Below are 19,068 nucleotides of genomic sequence, written 5' to 3'. Positions count from 1 at the left end.
TAATGGCCAATACCGATGTCGTAGTTCCCCAGCTGTCCGAGTCCGTCTCGGAGGCTTCGCTGCTGACCTGGAAGAAGCAGCCGGGCGCCGCGGTCCAGGCGGATGAAATCTTGATCGAAGTCGAGACCGACAAAGTCGTGCTCGAGGTGCCCGCGCCGGCTTCCGGCGTGCTGGCCGAAATCGTCAAGCCCGACGGCAGCACGGTAACTTCCGGCGAGGTCATCGCCCGGATCGACACCGCCGCCAAGGCCGCGGCCGCCGCGCCGACCGCGCCCGCCGCCGAGGCACCCAAGGCCGCCCAAGCCGCCGCTGCCGCGGCACCCGCCGCCGCGCCCGCGCCGGCCGCCACCAGTACCGTGGCTTCGCCCGCCGCCGCCAAGATCCTGGCCGACAAGGGCGTGTCGCCCGACAGCGTGTCCGGTACGGGCCGTGGCGGCCGCATCACCAAGGGCGATGCCCTGGAAGCCGGCGCCAAGCCTGCGGCCGCCCCCGCGCCCGCCCCGACCCAGCTGTCGCTGGATGGCCGCCCGGAACAGCGCGTGCCCATGAGCCGCCTGCGCGCGCGCGTGGCCGAACGCCTGCTGCAGTCGCAGCAGGAAAACGCGATCCTGACCACGTTCAACGAGGTCAACATGCAGGCGGTGATCGACCTGCGCAACAAGTACAAGGAAAAGTTCGAGAAAGAGCACGGCGTCAAGCTGGGCTTCATGTCGTTCTTCGTGAAGGCCGCCGTCGCCGCGCTGAAGAAGTACCCGGTGATCAACGCCTCGGTCGACGGCAAGGACATCATCTATCACGGCTACTTCGACATCGGTATCGCCGTGGGCAGCCCGCGCGGCCTGGTGGTGCCCATCCTGCGCAATGCCGACCAGCTCAGCATCGCCGAGATCGAGAAGACCATCGCCGACTTCGGCAAGCGCGCCGGCGAAGGCAAGCTGGGCATCGACGAAATGACCGGCGGCACGTTCTCCATTTCCAATGGCGGCGTCTTCGGGTCCATGCTGTCCACGCCCATCATCAACCCGCCTCAGTCCGCCATCCTGGGCATCCATGCCACCAAGGAACGCCCCGTGGTCGAAAACGGCCAGATTGTGATCCGGCCGATCAACTACCTGGCCATGTCCTACGACCACCGCATCATCGACGGCCGCGAAGCCGTGCTGGGCCTGGTGGCCATGAAGGAAGCCCTGGAAGACCCGCAGCGTCTGCTGCTGGAGCTGTAAGCCGCGCCGCGGTCCCCGTGGTTTCATCCCGGGGCCGCCCGCTCCGCCCGCGGACGCACGCCATGCGGCGTCCGGCGCGGCGGCCAGCATTACCGCCTTGCGCTTCACCCCGTCGGTCGGCCGGCGCCACACCGGTCCCCACCGCACCAACCGCGAGAGATTCATGTCCAAACAATTTGACGTCATCGTCATCGGCGCCGGCCCCGGCGGCTATATCGCGGCCATACGCGCCGCCCAGCTCGGCATGTCGGTCGCCTGCATCGACGCCTGGCAGAACGCACAGGGCGGCCCCGCCCCGGGCGGCACCTGCACCAACGTCGGCTGCATCCCCTCCAAGGCGCTGCTGCAGTCGTCCGAGCACTACGAGCAGTTGAACCACCACTTCGGCGAGCACGGCATCGAAGTCAAGGGCGCCAGCGTCAAGGTCGATACCATGCTGGGCCGCAAGAATTCGGTGGTCAAGCAGAACAATGACGGCATCCTTTACCTGTTCAAGAAGAACAAGGTCGCTTTCTTCCATGGCAAGGGCGAATTCGCCGGCCAGGTAGAGGGCGGCTGGGGTATCAAGGTGACCGGTCCCACGCAGGAAGACCTGGTGGGCAAGCACATCATCGTGGCCACGGGTTCCGCGGCGCGTGCGCTGCCGGGCCTGCCCTTCGACGAAAAGAACGTCCTGTCCAACGATGGCGCGCTGGCCATCGGCGCCGTGCCGAAGAAGCTGGGCGTTATCGGCGCCGGCGTGATCGGGCTGGAAATGGGCAGCGTGTGGCGCCGCCTGGGCGCGGAAGTCACCATCCTGGAAGCCATGCCGGAATTCCTGGCCGCCGCCGACCAGCAGGTGGCCAAGGAAGCCCTGAAGGCCTTCACCAAGCAGGGCCTGAATATCCAGATGGGTGTGAAGATCGGCGAAGTGAAGGCCAACGGCAAGTCGGTGACCGTACCGTATACCGACGCCAAGGGCGAGCAGCAGGCGCTGACGGTGGACAAGCTGATCGTGTCGATCGGGCGCCTTCCCTATACCGATGGCCTGAAGGCCGACACCGTCGGCCTGAAGCTGGACGAGCGCGGCTTTGTCGCGGTCGACGCGGAATGCAAGACCAATCTGCCCAATGTATGGGCCATCGGCGACGTGGTGCGCGGCCCGATGCTGGCGCACAAGGCGGAAGAAGAAGGCGTGGCGGTGGCCGAGCGCATCGCTGGCCAGCACGGGCACGTCAATCTCGACACGGTGCCGTGGGTCATCTATACCTCGCCGGAGATCGCCTGGGTCGGCAAGAACGAACAGCAGCTCAAGGCCGAGGGCCGCGAATACAAGGCCGGCAGTTTCCCCTTCCTGGCCAATGGACGCGCGCGGGCGCTGGGCGATACCACCGGCTTCGCCAAGGTGATCGCCGATGCCAAGACCGACGAGGTCCTGGGCGTGCACATCGTGGGTCCCATGGCGTCGGAACTGATTTCCGAAGCCGTGACCATCATGGAATTCCGCGGCGCGGCCGAAGACATCGCGCGCATCTGCCACGCGCACCCGACCCTGTCGGAAGCCGTGAAGGAAGCCGCCCTGGCGGTGGACAAGCGTACGCTGAACTTCTAAGGCCTTGCCTCTCCGGCGCACCCGATACCCCGTGCGAAACGGCGGCGCGTCGTCCGGAGGGGCTGAAGCAAGGCCGGGCGCCCCCATGACGGGGCGCCTTTTTTATATCCGGGAACATCCCCATGAATGTCCGCGAGTATTACGAGCATGCGCTGGCCGAGCGCGGTTATCAGTCCGATGCGGCGCAGGAGCGCGCCGTGGACCGCCTGCAGAAGTACTACGACGATTGGGTCGGCTTCAAGGCCTTGCGTTCCAACGCCCTGAAGAAGCTGCTGAACCGTCCCGACGTGCCGCGCGGCGTGTACCTGTGGGGCGGCGTGGGGCGAGGCAAAAGCTTCCTGATGGATGCCTTCTATGTCACCGTGCCGGTGGTGCGCAAGACCCGCGTCCACTTCCATGAGTTCATGCGCAGCATCCATCGCGAACTGCAGGAAGTCAAAGGCATGCAGGATCCGCTGGACGAAGTCGCGCGGCGGGTCGCCAAGCGCTACCGGCTGATCTGCTTCGATGAGTTCCACGTGTCGGACGTGGCGGACGCGATGATCCTGCACCGGCTGCTGCTCAAGCTGTTCGAGAACGGCACGTCATTCGTGATGACGTCGAACTACGAGCCGGACAAGCTGTACCCCGAAGCGCTGTACCGCGAACGCATACTGCCGGCGATCGAGCTCATCAAGACGCGCATGGACGTGTTGAACGTCGATGCAGGCGTGGACTACCGCCGGCGCACGCTGGAGCAGGTCAAGGCGTACCATACGCCGCTGGGCGCGGAGGCCGACGCCGCCTTGCGGCAGGCTTTCGACAAGCTGGCGGACCATCCGCCGGAAAAACCCGTGCTGCATATCGAGCACCGCGAGCTCAACGCCAAGGCGCTGGCCGGCAGCGTGGTGTGGTTCGACTTCGCCACGCTGTGCGGCGGGCCGCGTTCGCAGAACGATTATCTGGAGCTCGCCAGCCGCTTCCAGGCGGTGATCCTGTCCGACGTGCCCAGGATGGCGCCCCGCAATGCCTCCGAGGCGCGCCGCTTCACGTGGCTGGTGGACGTGTTCTATGACCACCGCGTCAAGCTGATCATGTCCGCCGCGGTGGAGCCCGAACTGCTTTACACGGAGGGCTCGCTGGCCAATGAGTTCCACCGCACCGTATCGCGGATCCTGGAGATGCAGTCCCGGGAATACCTGGAATCAACGCGGCGCGATACGGTGGCGCTGTAAACTTGCCCTTTGTTTTTCTCGTCCCACCGCCATGACTACCCGCGTCCTTACCGGCATTACGACTTCCGGCACCCCTCATCTGGGCAACTACGCCGGCGCCATCCGTCCCGCCATCCAGGCCAGCCAACAGCCCGGCGTGGATGCGTTTTTCTTCCTGGCGGACTACCACGCGCTGATCAAGACCACCGAGGATCCGGCGCGCGTGGCGCGGTCCCGGCTGGAGATCGCCGCAACCTGGCTGGCGGCGGGGCTGGACCCGGAGCGGGTCACGTTCTATCGGCAATCGGACATCCCTGAAATCCCGGAACTGTGCTGGTTGCTGACCTGCGTGACCCCCAAGGGCCTGATGAACCGCGCCCATGCCTACAAGGCGTCGGTCGACCAGAATACCGCCAAGGGCGTGGACCCGGACGACGGCATCAGCATGGGGCTGTTTTCCTATCCTGTGCTGATGGCCGCCGACATCCTGCTGTTCAACGCCCACAAGGTGCCCGTCGGCCGTGACCAGATCCAGCACCTGGAGATGGCGCGCGATATCGCGCAGCGCTTCAACCATATCTACGGCGACGACTATTTCGTCCTGCCCGAAGTGGTGATCGCCGAGGAAGTCGCGACCCTGCCCGGGCTGGACGGACGCAAGATGTCCAAGAGCTATAACAACACCATTCCCTTGTTCGAAGGCGGCACGGCGGCCCTGCGCGCCGCCGTGATGCGCATCGTGACGGACTCGCGCCAGCCCGGCGAACCCAAGGATGCCGAGAACTCGCACCTGTATACGCTGTACCGCGCCTTCGCGTCCGCCGGCCAGTCCGCGGACTTTCGCAAGGCGCTGGAGCAAGGCATGGGCTGGGGCGACGCCAAGCAAGCCTTGTGCGAACTCCTGGAAGGCAGCGTTGCCGATATGCGCGAGCGCTACGTCGAACTGATGAGCAGGCCGGAACGCATCGAGGACATCCTCATGGCGGGCGCGGACAAGGCGCGCAAGCTGGCCGCGCCGTTCGTCGCGCGGCTGCGCCATGCGGTCGGCCTGCGCCGCCTGGAAGCGTCCAAGCCGGCGGCCGCCGCCAAGGGCGCGAAAAAAGCCCTGGCGCGCGGGCCGCGTTTCGTCAGCTTCCGCGACGAAACCGGCAGTTTCCGTTTCCGCCTGCTGGCCACGGACGGCGACGAACTGCTGTGTTCGGTGGCCTATGCCGATCCCAAGGATGCCGGCGCCGTCATGCGGCGGCTGCAGTCCGAGCCGGTGGCCCTGGAGGCCCTGTCGGATGCAAAGGGCGCCGCCTATGTCGCCGTCGTGGATGGTGCACAGGTGGCATACGGCCCCCCCAATGCCGGACCCGATGCCCAGCAGGCCGCGATGGCCCGTACGCGGGACGCGCTGAATATGCTGCTGGATGCGGCGCGGGATCCGGCCGCCTGACCTTCCACTAACCGGGGCCGCAAGGAACCGGCGCATCTCCGTACCGACCCACCTCGGCATGGGCACGCCGCCCATGCCAGCCGCCGGCGCCTCATGGCGCCGGTGGCTTATTCGTCGGGAGTTGTTGCGTTGAGTGAAGCAGTCATACATCGGGCGGTCGCGATCCGCCCAGGCATGCCCCCCAGTGAGGCATCCAGGGAGCATGCCGGGCAGTCCGCACAGGGCGAAACCGGGTCGCCGCTGGCGGGAATGGCCGCAGCCTTCGCCACGGTCCGCGCGCCGCGCAGTGCGGCCGAGCCGACGCCGCGGCCGGGCGCGGCCGAACTTGAACCCGCGGACGCGCTGAAACTGCTGTCCTTGTGGCTGCCGCGCGTACCGCCACCGCCGCCGGCCCAGGCCGCCGGGATCGTCGTACCGGAATCGATCGCCCGGGACAGCCGTCAACGGATGGCCTTCAAGGTGGGGGTGCACGCCGCGCGCGAACTGGGCCTGGACGACCGTGCGCTGGACGCGGAAGAACTGACGGCCCTGGGCCGCCAGACCGTGGCCGACCATATCCTGGCAGGCACGACGGACAGCATCCTGCTTGCCGTGGCCCGCGTGGAAGGCAAGGTGGACGAGGCGGCATGGGCGGCGCGCGACCAGGACAAGATCGCCGAGCAGGTCGGCGCCTTCGTGCAGGCGGAATTCGCCGACGAAATCGATCTTTACCAGGCCCTGGATGCCATGGCGGCGGAGCCGCCCCTGCTGGGCCGCCAGCAACTCGCCAACGCCTTGCTGCACGCGCAGGGCGTCGAGCCCGACGTGTTGATGTACAACATCTACCACTCCATCCGCCATGGCGTGTCGGCATCTTCGCCGCCATTGATCCGAACCTGGAAAGCGGGCCAGTTCTACTTCGACCGGGATACGCTGAACGCGCGCGACATCGGAAAAATGAAAATGCGCGGTGGGGACCTGCCGACCGATGCACAGGCCGCCCGTATCGCGGACGCATTGCCGGCGTCGCTGGACGCGGAGTTCGGCCGGCGCTTCGACGGCCACAAGGAGCGCATGTCCACGCTGCTCGCCCAGTGGCTGTCCGCCCGCTTGTCCCTGCATGCCCGCGAGCATGCCATCGACCTGACCGGCGCGACGGTGACGATATCGCGGGCGACGATGCGATTCTTCGCGCGGGCGATGGGTATGCGCATGGGCGATTCGGTCAAGTATTCCGATTCGTACGGTACCGTCCCGTCACAGGGATTCCTGGTTTCCGTCCAGGGCCTGAACGGCGGCCTGCATCGATGCTTCATTTCGACGCGAACCGGCGCGGTGCACGTGCTGCCGGCGGGCGTATCCGTCGAATCGTGGCTACGCGCCGAGCATGAACGGGTGTTCGAAGACGCCGAGGCGCGAGCGGCATTGGCGGGCGGTCCCGCGCGCTGGTCGCCACGGGTTGCCGTGGAGGAAATGGGGTCCGGCGCGCACGCCGCCATGCGGCAATGGTCAGCCGACATATTCCGCGGCGAGGTCGAAAAAGGACGCGAAGCCGCGCGGGGGCACACGCCGTCCGAGGAAATCGTGGATGACCTGCTGAACCTGATTCCCTTTCGCGCCATGGTGGTCGCGTTACGCAAGGGCGACCTGCCCACCGCCATCGTGCAGGGCGGCCTGGACGTGTTTTCCCTGCTGCCCCTGGTGGGCGCCGGCGTGCGCTTGACAGGCGCGGCAGCCCGCTCCGCGGCGCCCTGGCTGGCCATGAGCGCGCGGTTTGGTTCGGTAGCGGGCAGGCAAGGCTTGAACAGCCTGCGGCACGTGGCCGGCCGCATTCCGCTGCTGTACGACCGCATCAAGGGCAGCGTGGCCCGGTCGGTCGTCGGAGGCTGGGGGCGCCTGCGGCCCCTGGACGTGCGGCGCGTGGCGCAGGCGCTGCGGCCGACGGCGCCCAGGCTGGCGGATATCCTGGATGGCCTGGCGGCACGCGCGCGCGGGGCCACGATCCCGGACGGCGTGTGGCGCGTGAGCGAAGGTGCCGTTGCGCGGGCGGAATCCGTCGACGCGATCAGCGCCATGCCGCGGCTTACCGCGCGCAATCTGCAAGGCGACAAGCTGTCGCTGCTGCCCTACGGCAATCGCGCCGGAACGTATACGCAGATAGATGAGGCGGGTCAGCGCATGGGCGCGCTGCTGGTGGCCGACAGCGGCGGGTGGCTGCATCAGACCCTGCCGCTGGCCAGCCTGGAACGCTACCGTGTCGGATCGCCGGAGCTCATACGAACGCTGGACGGTATGCGGATGGCGCGGGACGGCACGGTCGCGCTGGATGGCAGCCATTATGCGCGTCTGGGCGCCGACTACGTGCAGGTCGTCCTGGATCCCGCGGTTTCCACGGGCGCGCAGCCGATCTGGCGCGTGGTGGCACCCCAGGGCGTCGTGCCGGACGTTATCGCGTACCGCCTGGCCCACGATGGCACGGAGGGCTTATGGCGCCATGCCGCGGTTCCGCGCCTGGCCGGGGGAGGGGGATCGACAAGGCTGCGCCTGCGTGGCGGCGCGGGAACGGCCGCGGATGTACGGGTGAGCCCGGACGCAGCGCAGCTGGCGCGCCTTCGCGCGGCAATGATCGGGGGCGTGCGCGGTGGAACGCCTGAACAGACCCACGCGCTGGAGGCCTTGCTCGATCGTGTCGCCGCGGATCGCCGCGGCAGGGTGATCCTGAATGCGATGAGCGCCCACTACGAATTGCTGGACCAGGCGCCCGACATCGTCCTGCGTGCCGGCGCGAGCGCGGCTGCGGCCCGGCCGACGCTGGATCAACCGGCTCCCGGCAAGACATGGCACCTGGACCTGGAGGCGCTGAGGTACGGTACCACCGAGGCGGCCGTGCAGGAATTGGGCGCGGTCTACAACAACATGACGGGCGTGCTGCAGAACGAAGACCCTTTCCAGGCCTTGCTGGCCCAGGGCGGCCCGCCCCTGGATGAACGGCTGGAATCCGCCTGGACCGGGTGGCTTGCGCAGGATCCGCACGAACCCTCGCGCACGGCGGCGGTGGCGGGCAGGCCGTCCGACTTCATGTCGCCGCGCGAATCCGTGGTGGCGTATCTGCGGCAGCAGTTGCGCGAAATGCGTTGTTATGGCGGGTTGGACAGGACCGCCTTGAAGGCCTTGCTGAGAAACCAGTACGGTCGCGCGCATGTGCGGCTCAACTTTTCCCATCGCGGCCTGGACAGCATTCCGCCTTTGCCTGGCGATACGAAGGCATTGAACGTATCCAACAACCCGATTCGCGACTGGAGCAATCTCCCCGCCGGCCTGGGCTTTCTTTACGCGGAAGGGACCGGCATGTCGGCGCTGCCGCCCAACTTGCCCGTCGGGCTGAAGGAGCTGCATGTATCCAACAATCGTCTGGCCGGTTCATCCATGGTGCTGCCGGCCGGCCTGGAGCGGCTGGGGCTGGGACGCAACGGCCTGACCGCCGTCCCGGATCTTCCCGACGGCTTGAAAGAGCTTGTGCTTTACGAGAACAGCCTGGAGACCTTGCCGGCACGCCTGCCTCGCGGACTGGAGCTGCTGGATGTGTCGAACAATGCGTTGACCGGGTTGCCGGACGATCTGCCGCCGCGTCTGGAGGTCCTGCGGGCGGAGCACAACCGCCTGGCGAGCCTGCCCGACTTGCCCGGCGCGCTGGAAGAGCTGCATGTGTCCTGGAACCGGCTGCAAGCCTTGCCGTCGTTGCCGCCCACGCTGCTGATTCTGGAAGCGGCTTCCAATGCCCTGCACGAAGTGCCGGCCAATTTGCCGCGCGAACTCGAAGTGCTGACGGTCTCCCGCAACCGTCTGCGACGTCTGCCCGACGACCTGCCGTCCAGCCTGACGCTGCTGGCATTGCAGCACAACGCCATCGAGGATCTCCCTGCCGGCATCGCCGGATTGCATGCATGCACGATCCAGCTCGACGGCAATCCGCTGGCTGTCGGCGCGATTCCCATCATCGCGGTCGGCGGTCGCGGACCGCGTATCTTCTTTACCGCACCGGGCAGCAACACCGCGGCGCCCGCGCGCGGCGTGGCGCAGGTCGTGCGCCGCTGGTGGACCGAGCCGTCGGCGCAGGCGCAGGCCCGGTGGGATGCCATCGACAGGGTGGCCGGTACTCGCGCGGAAACCATGGAGTTCGCGCTGTTCCTGGACCGGCTGCGTACGACAGCGAGCTATCACGATGCCGGTTTCCGGGCGCAGATACAGGATTGGCTGACCGAGCTGTCGAAGCCGGAACGCGGCACGCTGCTCGACGAGACGCTGGCCGTATGCCATGGCGCGACGCAAAGCTGCGAAGACCGCCTCGTGGCAACCTGGAACGACCTGCAGAATCTGCGCCGCAACGACGACGTTCGGCTGGGGTTGTACGACGCTCGCATCGGGGACGTCGTGGATACCGCCAGGCAGATGTTCCGGATCGACGTATTGACCGCGATTGCGCGGCATCATGAGCGTGGCCGGCCCGTGGTCGATCCGGTCGAACTGTACCTGGCCTACCTGGTGCGGCTGCGCGATCCGCTGCGCCTGACGACGGTGGCGCCCACGATGCGGTTCTATGATCTTTCGTTCGTGACCGGCCATGACCTGGTCCAGGCGCGTGAAACCGTGCTGGCACGTGAGCGCGAGGAGTTCGACAAGTACCTGGTGCTGGACTACGAACCGTGGCAGACCTTGCTCAAACGCAAGGATGCCCAGGCCTACGCGGATGCCGAACAGGAAGCGCAGCGCCTGCTGGAGACGACTTTCGAGCAGCGCTTGCGCGAAGAAACGGTCAAGCTGGGCCTGGATCCGGCCGACGAGGCCTTGCTGGCGGATGCCCGCAAGGACCTGGGGCCGGGTGTCATGCGCGAGCTCCGCTATCAGGCGTTCAAGCCGTTGACGGACAGGCACCTGAACCGGTCCGATCCCGCGCCGGTTGCGGACTAGACCGGCCTGGCAGGCCGTACGCTGCCGCCTCGCGCTTTCGGCGGTAGGCCTGGAACCGCTGACGCGTGATCTCCTGAACGCCGAGCACATCGAGCTCCCGGGACAACCGGCGAGCTGAATGCCGCTGATCCTGGCGACGCCCAGGCTTTCCCGCATACGGATCTACGCCTGGATGCCCATGCATCTGTTTTACCCGGCTGCGCGATCGGCGACACGCACGCTATACGTGGAGGTTTTTGATTGAGTACCCAAGTCGCAAGCACCGGGCTTATCGCCCAGTCCGCTGCGCCGCTATCCCATGTGCCGCGCGGCCGCGATGAAGACGCCGGCGTGGATAGCGGAGCCGGCATGGCCAAGGCCCTGTCCCAGGTGCGTCCGTCCGGCGGCGCCGAGCCCGTCGCGCACCGCGACCCGGCATTGTCCGAGGCACTGAAACTTGCGCTGGGTTCGCGAGGAATTCGACGCTTTCCTTGTCCTGGACTACGAGCCCTGGCAAACGCTGCTACAGCGCAAGGACCCCGGGGCATATACGCAGGCGGAGCAGGAGGCGCATCGCTTGCTGGAAGCGGGGTTCGAACAGGAATTGCGGGAAGAACTGGCGCGCAATCAACTGGACCCGCAGGACAGCGATGCGCGCGCGCAACTGGGCCGCACCGTCATGCGGCGGATCCGGTATCGCGCGCTGGCGCCGCTGACGCATAGCCGTTTAGAGGCTGCCGCGCTGCAGTCCGAGGCGGCCGGGATGGAAAACGTTCCCGTATAGGAACGCCGCCTATTCCATCCGCGGATTGCTGCGCGGCGTCGCGGCCTGTGAGCGATCCGCTAGCCGCTAGCCGCTAGCCGCTAGCCGCTAGCGCTTCAGCTTGGCCAGGGCCTGTGCCATGGCGTCGGCCATGGCGCCGCCCGCGGCGGGGGCGGCGGCGCGGGCCTCCTGGCCGCCGCGTCGTGCCCGGTCGTTGCCTTGCCGCGGCGCGCCGGCGCCGCGGCTATCGCCGCCGCCCGCGCGCCGTGCCGGCGCGGCGGTATCGTTCAAGCGCATGGTCAGCGCCACGCGCTTGCGCGCGACGTCGACTTCCAGCACCTTGACCTGTACCGTCTGGCCGACGCGAACGACATCGCGCGGGTCCTTGACGAATTTCTCGGAGAGGGCGGAGATATGCACCAGCCCGTCCTGGTGCACGCCGATGTCGACGAAGGCGCCGAAGTTGGCGACGTTGGTGACCACCCCTTCCAGGATCATGCCTTCGTGCAGGTCGTTCAGGGTTTCGACGCCTTCCTTAAACTGCGCGGTCTTGAATTCCGGGCGCGGGTCGCGGCCGGGTTTTTCCAGCTCCGCGAAGATGTCGCGCACCGTGGGAAGGCCGAAACGTTCGTCGGTGAATTCGGCGGGCGAAATGCCCTTCAACGCTTCGCGCTGGCCCATGATCGCGCGTACGTCCGCCTGGATCCTGGCGAGGATGCGTTCGACGACGGGGTAGGCTTCCGGGTGCACGGAAGACGCGTCCAAGGGGTTTTCGCCTTCGCGGATGCGCAGGAAGCCAGCGGCCTGTTCGAAGGCCTTGTCGCCGAAACGGGGCACTTTGCGCAGCGTGTCGCGCGAGGGGAAGGCGCCATTTTCATCGCGCCACGCGACGATATTCTTCGCCAGCAGGGAATTCAGGCCCGACACGCGCGCAAGCAGGGGGGCCGACGCGGTATTCACATCGACGCCGACGGCGTTCACGCAGTCCTCGATGACGGCGTCCAGCGAACGGGCCAGCTCGCGCTGGTTGACGTCGTGCTGATACTGCCCGACGCCGATGGCCTTGGGTTCGATCTTGACCAGTTCGGCCAGCGGATCCTGCAGGCGGCGGGCGATGGAGACGGCACCGCGCAGGCTGACGTCCAGATCGGGGAACTCGTGCGCCGCCAGTTCGGACGCGGAGTAGACCGACGCGCCGGCCTCCGAGACCACGACGCGGGTCAGGCCCAGCTCAGGAAAGCGCGACATCAGGTCGCCGACGAGTTTCTCGGTTTCGCGCGACGCCGTGCCGTTGCCGATGGCAACCAGTTCGATCTTGTGTTTGGCGGCGATGGCGGCCAGCGTGGCGATGGAGCCTTCGCGGTCGCGCCGGGGTTCGAAGGGATAGACCGTGGCCGTCTGCACCACCTTGCCGGTCTGGTCGATGGCGGCGACCTTCACGCCCGTGCGGATGCCGGGGTCCAGGCCCAGCACGGCGCGCGGGCCGGCCGGCGCAGCCAGCAGCAGGTCCTTCAGATTCGCGGAAAATACCCGGATGGCTTCGGCTTCCGCGCTTTCGCGCAGGCGGCCCACGAGTTCGCTTTCGAAGGCCGACAGCAGCTTCACGCGCCACGTCCAGCGGCAGACCTCGCCCAGCCAGCGGTCGCGCGGCGAGGCGTCGATATCGAACAGCCCGGTGCCCAGCTTGAGCAGCTTGGCGATGCGCGCCACGCAGGGATGCGGCGTCAGCGCTTCCTGTTCCGCTTCCAGGCCCAGGCGCACTTCGAGCACGCCTTGCTGGCGGCCGCGCAGCAGCGCGAGCACACGATGCGAGGGCAGGGTGCGCAGGGGTTCGCTGAAGTCGAACCAGTCGCGGAAATTGGCGCCTTCGGTTTCCTTGCCTTCCGCCATCTTGGAATACAGCAGGCCCGTCGACCACAGGTACTCGCGCATGTCGGCCAGCAGGTCGGCGTTTTCCGCATACCGTTCCGCCAGGATGTCGCGCGCGCCGTCCAGCGCCGCCTTGGCGTCGTTGACGGAGGCCTCGGGATTCAGGTATTGCTGCGCGAGCACCGCGGGATCGCAGGCGGCGTCGGCGAGAAGGGCATCGGCCAGGGGCTCCAGGCCGGCTTCGCGCGCGATCTGGGCACGCGTACGGCGCTTGGGCTTGTACGGGGCGTAGAGATCTTCCAGCCGCTGCTTGGTGTCGGCCGCTTCGATTTCCTTGCGCAGCTCGGGCGTCAGCTTGTCCTGCTGGCCGACGGAGTCCAGGATCGCCGCGCGCCGTTCTTCCAGTTCGCGCAGGTAGCCCAGGCGGACTTCCAGGTTGCGCAGGACGGTATCGTCCAGCCCGCCGGTGGCCTCCTTGCGGTAGCGCGCGATGAACGGCACCGTGGCGCCGTCGTCCAGCAGTTCGACCGCGGCGGCGACCTGGTTGGGCCTTGCACCTAGCTCGGTGGCGAGCTGGGCGAGGATGCGGGCTTGGTCGACGGCGGGCGCCGCGGCGGACGTGGTAGCGGAGGTCTCAGGCATCTCTTGGGCGACAAAGAAGGAAAAACTAGGAAAAACAAGCGCCGGATTTTGCCACAAGGGCCGGTTGCGAAAAAATGCGCCCCGGATGATTTTGTCCCTGTTTAGGGTCGGGCCGGGCCGCGGACGGTATGATTCCAGCCTGTACCGCCATCCTGTCTTTCCATGTTGCATCCGGAGCTTGCCGAGTATTTCGCCGAAGACGGCCCGCTTGCGAAAGCGTCGCCCGGCTATCGCGTGCGCGCGTCCCAGATAGAGCTGGCACAGGCCATCGAACAGGCGATTTCGCATCGCGCCACCTTGGTCGCCGAAGCCGGCACCGGCATCGGCAAGACCTGGGCATACCTCGTTCCGGCCTTCCTGGGGGGCGGCAAGGTGCTGATCTCCACCGGGACACGAACGTTGCAGGACCAGCTGTTCAATCGCGACTTGCCACGCGTGCGCGCCGCCTTGGCGGTGCCCGTGACGGCGGCGCTGCTGAAGGGGCGCGGCAACTATCTTTGCCACTATCACCTGGATCGCCTTTCCGGCGACGACCGTGCGTTGAAGTCGCGGGCCGAAATCAGCCAGCTGCGCCATATCCAGCGCTTTGCCGCGCACACCAAGACGGGCGATCGCGCGGACCTGGCCCAGGTGCCCGAAGACGCGGACATCTGGCAGCGAGCCACCTCCACCCGCGAAAACTGCCTGGGTCAGGAATGTCCCCGCATTCGCGATTGCTTCGTCGTGAAGGCGCGTCGCGAAGCCCAGGAAGCCGACGTCGTGGTCATCAACCACGCGCTCTTCATGGCCGACTTGGTACTGCGCGAAGAAGGCATCACCGATCTGCTGCCGGAAGCCGACACCGTCATCTTCGACGAAGCGCATCAATTGCCGGACACGGCCACGCGCTTCCTGGGCACCAGCCTGTCCACGCACCAGCTGCTGGACTTCGGCCGCGCCGCCGAAGCCGCCGGCCTGGCTTATGCGCGCGAGGCAATGAACTGGGGCGAAGCCTCGCGCAAGCTGGAGCACGCCGCGCGTGAGCTGCGCCTGTCCTGCGGCGCCATCGAGCACATGCCGGGCCGCAAGGCCAACTTCGACACCGTGCCGGATGCCGACGGCTTCCATGAGGCGCTCAGGAACCTGAACGACGCGGTGCATGGGGTAACCCGTGGCCTGACCCAGGTGGCGGAAAAACATCCCGACCTGGCCGCGGCGGCACGGCAGGGCGCGGAAATCCTCCTGCGCCTGAAGCGCTGGGCGCCGCCGGCGCAGGCGGATGCGGCGCCGGCCGTTACGCCGGAGGAAAGCGACGAGGCCGTTGTCGCCGCCTGGTCGGCCGCGATGATGGCGGGCGTTTCCCCCGCCCACGCCGATGCGCGGCCCGCCGACGCGTCGCCGGCATCGTTGCCTGACCCCACGCGGGGGGCGCCGGCGGCGGCGCTACAGACGCCCGCGGCGGCGGCCGCATCGGTATCGCCGGCGGTATCCATCCCATCGCCCGCGGCTGCGGTGGTCACGCCGCCACCGCTTGCCGACTGGACGGGCCCTTCCGTGCGCTGGGTCGAACACGGCACCCATCATGTGCGCCTGCATGCCGCGCCCTTGTCCGTGGCGCAGGCATTCTCCAGATACCGCAAACCGGGCCAGGCCTGGGTGCTGACCTCCGCCACGCTGTCGGTGCATGGCGACTTCGGCCACTTCACGCGCCAGCTGGGGCTGGACGATGCCGTGACGGGCCATTGGGAATCGCCGTTCGATTACGGGTCACAGGGCCTGCTTTTCGTCCCGAAGGACCTGCCGGAGCCACAGGCGCCGCGTTTCGCCGAACGTTTCGTCGAAACCTTGATGCCGCTGCTGCATGCCAGTCCCGGGGGCGCGCTCGTGCTGTGCACGACGCTGCGCGCCGTGGATCGCTTCGCCGGCCTGCTGGCCGATGCCTTCGACGCCGATGGCGTCGAATGGCCCTTGCTTCGGCAAGGCGAAGGGACGCGGCGCGATCTGCTGGAACGGTTCCGTACGCTGACCCACCCGGTGCTGGTCGGCAGCGCCAGCTTCTGGGAAGGCATAGACCTGCCGGGCGATGTGCTGACGCTGGTGGCGATCGACAAGCTTCCGTTCGCCCCGCCGGACGATCCCGTCATCGAGGCGCGCTTGCGCGAATGCCGGGCGCGCGGCGGCAACCCCTTCGCCGAATACCAACTGCCGGAAGCCGCCATTGCCCTGAAGCAAGGCGCAGGCCGCCTGATCCGTACCATGGGCGACTGGGGGGTGCTGATGGTGGGGGACGTCCGCCTGGTGGAAAAAAGCTACGGCAAGCGCCTGTGGCGCGGCTTGCCACCTTTTGCGCGTACTCGCGAATTGAACGAGGCCCTGGCCTTCCTGGACCGCAAGACCCAGGAAAACACGGCTGGATAAAAACCCACCCCCGAAGCGCTGCGCGCTTCCCCCTCAAGGGGGCGACGCCGGCGGACCGGCGGAGCCGGATCTGCGGCGTCCCCGGTCGGGCGACACCCGTTTCATGCGACGAGTGGTGTGTGGAAGCCGCTGGTTGAACCCACCCCCGAAGCGCTGCGCGCTTCCCCCTCAAGGGGGCGACGCCCGTTTCATGCGACGTGGGTGACGCGCAGCGCTTGGGCCGCACCCAAAAAAAACGCGCCCCGGCGTAGGGGCGCGTCTGTTGGTGGCAGGAGAGGCGGGCGTTTGCCGGCTTACATCCAGCTCCAGGGATCCCACCAGTTCTTGTCCTGCTTGAAGCCTTGCGTGGGGTATTTGCTGTTGGGGAAGTTGGTGTTCAACACCCGGCGGGCATCGGCTTCCAGCTGCGGCATCTTCAGCTTTTCGTAGGACTTGTACAGGATGTACAGCGCTTCTTCCGAAGCCGGCGCGCCCTGGAAGTCCGTGATCACGGTCTGCGCGCGGTTGGCGGCCGCGATATAGGCGCCGCGTTCGTAGTAGTAGCGCGCCACGTGCACTTCGTTCATGGCAATGGCATTCACCAGCCACACCACGCGCAGGCGGGCGTCGGCGGCGTACTTGCTGTCCGGGTAGCGCTTGATCAGTTCGTTGAATGCGTCATACGAGGCGCGCAGCCCCTTGGGATCGCGTTCGCTGGGATCCTGGCCGGTGATGTTCGTCATGAACGCGCTGGCCGGCGTGAAATTGATCAGTCCCTTCAGGTACAGCACGTAGTCGGTGCCGGGATGGTTGGGATACAACTGCTGGAACCGGTCGATGGCCGCCAGCGCCTGGTCGTTTTCACCGTCCTTCCAATTGACGTAGGCCAGGTTGATCAAAGCCTGTTGCGCGTACACGCCGAACGGATAGCGGCTTTCGACGGCCGTCAGGCGTTCGCGGGCGTCTTTCCAGTTGCCGGCGTCCATTTCCTGCTTGGCGTCGTTGTAGAGCTGTTCCGCGCTCCAGTTGGCGGTCTTGTCGTACTTGGCGCCGCTGGTGCCGCAGGCAGCCAGCAGGGCGGTAAGGGCAAGCGCCAGGCACAGGCGCGCGACCGACCCGAGGCGGGAGGCGGAAAACGGAGGGGCGGGAACGCGGGGAGTCACGACGGTCATTTCCTTGGTGTTAGCATGGCTGGCTGCGTCGATTATATGATTTGTCTCCATGTCCGAGTTAGCCGCCAGCGCGGATCTTCCTTCCGATGACGAACCGCAAATTCTGCGCGTCCCGGAAACCGTCCAGGCCGACCGGCTGGACAAGGTGCTTTCCGGTCTCTTGGCAGAGCACTCCCGCAGCCGCCTGCAGGGCTGGATCGAGGCCGGTTACGTGCAGGTGAACGGCGCGCCCGCCAAGGTACGCCAGCCCGTCGGCCCCGGCGACCTCATCGCCGTGTGGGAGCAGCCCGCGCCCGATGCCCAGGCTTTCGAGCCCGAACCCGTGGATTTCCGCGTCGTGGCGGACAGCCCGGCCTGGATCGTCGTCGACAAGCCCGCCGGGTTGGTGACGCATCCCGGCGCCGGCAACTGGCGCGGCACGCTGCTCAACGGTTTGCTGTTCCGCTATCCCGAATTGCGCGGGGTGGCACGGGCCGGCATCGTCCATCGCCTGGACAAGGACACCTCCGGCTTGCTCGTCGTGGCGCGCACCGAACAGGCGCAGACTCACCTGGTACGCCAGCTGCAGGCGCGCACCATGGGCCGCGAATACGTCGCGCTGGTCCACGGCTGGCTGGCCGGTCCCGGCACGGTGGACCGGCCGGTGGGCCGCGATGCCCGCGTGCCGGTGCGCATGAGCGTGGAGCGCCCCATCGCGCCCAAGCATGCCGTCACGCATTACGCGCCCGAAGCCGCCGGCCTGGCCGGCGAGACGCGCGCATCGCGCATCGCATGCCGCCTGGAAACCGGCCGCACGCACCAGATACGCGTCCACCTGGCCAGCCTGGGGCACCCCTTGCTGGGCGATACCTTGTATGGCGGCAAGGCGGTGGCGGGGGCAACACGCCAGATGCTGCACGCGCGCGCCCTGCGCTTCGACGACCCGGCCGGCACCGGGCCGTTGTCCTTCGAGGCGCCGCCCCCTTCCGACATGGCGGCCGTTTGCCAGGCGATCGCCTGGAACGCCTGAGAGGTCATCCGTGAGCTTCACCGCATCAGCATCCCCCCAGGCCGGACAGGCCGCCTTGCCGGTGGTCACCGGCCCGCAGTGGGCCGGTGTGCGCTACTTCTGCACCACCCGGGCCGGCGGCGTCGGGACGGCGCCGCACGACACCTTGAACCTGGGCCTGCGCGCCGGCGACCAGCCGCAAGCCGTCGCGGAAAACCGGCGGCGCGTCCGCGCCATGCTGCCGGCCGACCCGCTATGGCTGCGGCAGGTGCACGGCGCGCGGGTTGTTGACGCCGATGGGCCGGCGCAAGACGAACCCGCCGCGGATGCCGCCGTGACGGCCGTCCCGGAACGTCCCCTGGCCATCATGGTGGCTGATTGCCTGCCGGTGCTCATCGCCGATACCGGCGGGCGTGTCCTGGGGGCCGCCCACGCCGGCTGGCGCGGGCTGGCCGGCGGCGTCCTGGAACACACCCTGGAGGCCTTGCGCCGGAAATGTCCGGATGCCGCGGGCTGGCAAGCCTGGATCGGGCCGGGGATAGGCCCGGCGGCCTTCGAGGTCGGGCCCGATGTGCTGGAGGCGTTCGGCGCGGACGGGCCGCAGGCCGCCGCGCTGTTTGCGCCCCGCCCGGGCGTGGCCGGCAAATGGCTGGCCGACCTGCCGGCGCTGGCTGCCCTGCGGCTGGCCCGCGCCGGCGTGGCGGCGGTGCACCGCAGCGGGCTCTGCACGGTCTCGGATCCCGGCCGTTTCTTTTCCTATCGGCGTGACGGACAGACGGGCCGAATGGCGATGCTGGCCTGGTTGTGCCACCCATGAGGGCGTCCCGCCGACGCCGCGCAGCCGCGAAAACGGGCAACGCGCCCCCTGCGATTACCCGCATTGACAC

At 67.6% G+C, this 19,068-nt stretch carries 11 protein-coding genes; 9 read left to right on the top strand and 2 right to left on the bottom strand.

The window, feature by feature from the left end; all coding sequences use genetic code 11:
- The first annotated feature begins 2 nt into the window (after nucleotides 1-2).
- The 6 genes from odhB (at nucleotide 3) to AKI39_RS17470 (ending at nucleotide 11,155) form a co-directional block, all read left to right on the top strand.
- Complete coding sequence (gene odhB / locus AKI39_RS17495) at nucleotides 3-1,223, top strand: 2-oxoglutarate dehydrogenase complex dihydrolipoyllysine-residue succinyltransferase (protein ID WP_066638822.1); 1,221 nt, start codon at nucleotides 3-5, stop codon at nucleotides 1,221-1,223.
- A gap of 163 nt (nucleotides 1,224-1,386) precedes the next feature.
- On the top strand, nucleotides 1,387-2,814 hold the full coding sequence (lpdA, locus tag AKI39_RS17490) for a dihydrolipoyl dehydrogenase (protein WP_066638820.1): 1,428 nt from the start codon (nucleotides 1,387-1,389) through the stop codon (nucleotides 2,812-2,814).
- Nucleotides 2,815-2,936: 122 nt separating this feature from the next.
- On the top strand, nucleotides 2,937-4,028 hold the full coding sequence (gene zapE, locus AKI39_RS17485) for a cell division protein ZapE (RefSeq protein WP_066638816.1): 1,092 nt from the start codon (nucleotides 2,937-2,939) through the stop codon (nucleotides 4,026-4,028).
- 31 nt (nucleotides 4,029-4,059) lie between these two features.
- Complete coding sequence (locus AKI39_RS17480; protein WP_066638814.1) at nucleotides 4,060-5,445, top strand: tryptophan--tRNA ligase; 1,386 nt, start codon at nucleotides 4,060-4,062, stop codon at nucleotides 5,443-5,445.
- Between the two features lie 249 nt (nucleotides 5,446-5,694).
- Nucleotides 5,695-10,392 (top strand): NEL-type E3 ubiquitin ligase domain-containing protein, encoded by a 4,698-nt coding sequence (locus AKI39_RS17475; protein ID WP_066638812.1) that lies wholly within the window; start codon nucleotides 5,695-5,697, stop codon nucleotides 10,390-10,392.
- A gap of 436 nt (nucleotides 10,393-10,828) precedes the next feature.
- Nucleotides 10,829-11,155: a hypothetical protein gene (locus AKI39_RS17470; protein WP_066638810.1), complete on the top strand. Its 327-nt coding sequence runs from the start codon at nucleotides 10,829-10,831 to the stop codon at nucleotides 11,153-11,155.
- An 87-nt stretch (nucleotides 11,156-11,242) separates the two neighbouring features.
- On the opposite strand, the gene tex is transcribed toward AKI39_RS17470, so the two are convergent.
- Complete coding sequence (gene tex, locus AKI39_RS17465) at nucleotides 11,243-13,645, bottom strand: RNA-binding transcriptional accessory protein Tex (RefSeq protein ID WP_066643238.1); 2,403 nt, start codon at nucleotides 13,643-13,645, stop codon at nucleotides 11,243-11,245.
- A 162-nt stretch (nucleotides 13,646-13,807) separates the two neighbouring features.
- Between tex and AKI39_RS17460 the strand changes: the two genes are divergently transcribed.
- On the top strand, nucleotides 13,808-16,042 hold the full coding sequence (locus AKI39_RS17460) for an ATP-dependent DNA helicase (protein ID WP_066638808.1): 2,235 nt from the start codon (nucleotides 13,808-13,810) through the stop codon (nucleotides 16,040-16,042).
- A 293-nt stretch (nucleotides 16,043-16,335) separates the two neighbouring features.
- Here the strand turns inward: AKI39_RS17460 and AKI39_RS17455 are convergent, their stop codons facing one another.
- Nucleotides 16,336-17,193, bottom strand: a complete 858-nt coding sequence (locus AKI39_RS17455; RefSeq protein WP_083229129.1) for an outer membrane protein assembly factor BamD — start codon at nucleotides 17,191-17,193, stop codon at nucleotides 16,336-16,338.
- A gap of 49 nt (nucleotides 17,194-17,242) precedes the next feature.
- On the opposite strand from AKI39_RS17455, the gene AKI39_RS17450 reads away from it, so the two are divergent.
- Both AKI39_RS17450 and pgeF read left to right on the top strand, forming a co-directional pair.
- Complete coding sequence (locus AKI39_RS17450) at nucleotides 17,243-18,202, top strand: RluA family pseudouridine synthase (protein ID WP_066638807.1); 960 nt, start codon at nucleotides 17,243-17,245, stop codon at nucleotides 18,200-18,202.
- Between the two features lie 55 nt (nucleotides 18,203-18,257).
- Entirely contained in the window at nucleotides 18,258-18,998 is a 741-nt protein-coding gene (pgeF, locus tag AKI39_RS17445; protein WP_066638806.1) for a peptidoglycan editing factor PgeF, read from the top strand.
- Nucleotides 18,999-19,068: the final 70 nt, after the last annotated feature.

The organism is Bordetella sp. H567, from assembly GCF_001704295.1.
Classification (GTDB): Bacteria; Pseudomonadota; Gammaproteobacteria; order Burkholderiales; family Burkholderiaceae_B; genus Bordetella_C.
The sequence above is the reverse complement of the archived record's forward strand: the minus strand, read 5'-3'. Positions and strand labels throughout refer to the sequence as shown.

What these genes read in the sequence shown, in the direction of transcription:
- lpdA (WP_066638820.1), top strand. Translation starts at nt 1,387, where the DNA reads ATGTCCAAACAATTTGACGTCATCGTCATCGGCGCCGGCCCCGGCGGC.
- tex (WP_066643238.1), bottom strand. Translation starts at nt 13,645, where the DNA reads ATGCCTGAGACCTCCGCTACCACGTCCGCCGCGGCGCCCGCCGTCGAC.
- AKI39_RS17450 (WP_066638807.1), top strand. Translation starts at nt 17,243, where the DNA reads ATGTCCGAGTTAGCCGCCAGCGCGGATCTTCCTTCCGATGACGAACCG.
- AKI39_RS17480 (WP_066638814.1), top strand. Translation starts at nt 4,060, where the DNA reads ATGACTACCCGCGTCCTTACCGGCATTACGACTTCCGGCACCCCTCAT.
- AKI39_RS17460 (WP_066638808.1), top strand. Translation starts at nt 13,808, where the DNA reads ATGTTGCATCCGGAGCTTGCCGAGTATTTCGCCGAAGACGGCCCGCTT.
- AKI39_RS17475 (WP_066638812.1), top strand. Translation starts at nt 5,695, where the DNA reads ATGGCCGCAGCCTTCGCCACGGTCCGCGCGCCGCGCAGTGCGGCCGAG.
- zapE (WP_066638816.1), top strand. Translation starts at nt 2,937, where the DNA reads ATGAATGTCCGCGAGTATTACGAGCATGCGCTGGCCGAGCGCGGTTAT.
- odhB (WP_066638822.1), top strand. Translation starts at nt 3, where the DNA reads ATGGCCAATACCGATGTCGTAGTTCCCCAGCTGTCCGAGTCCGTCTCG.
- AKI39_RS17455 (WP_083229129.1), bottom strand. Translation starts at nt 17,193, where the DNA reads ATGACCGTCGTGACTCCCCGCGTTCCCGCCCCTCCGTTTTCCGCCTCC.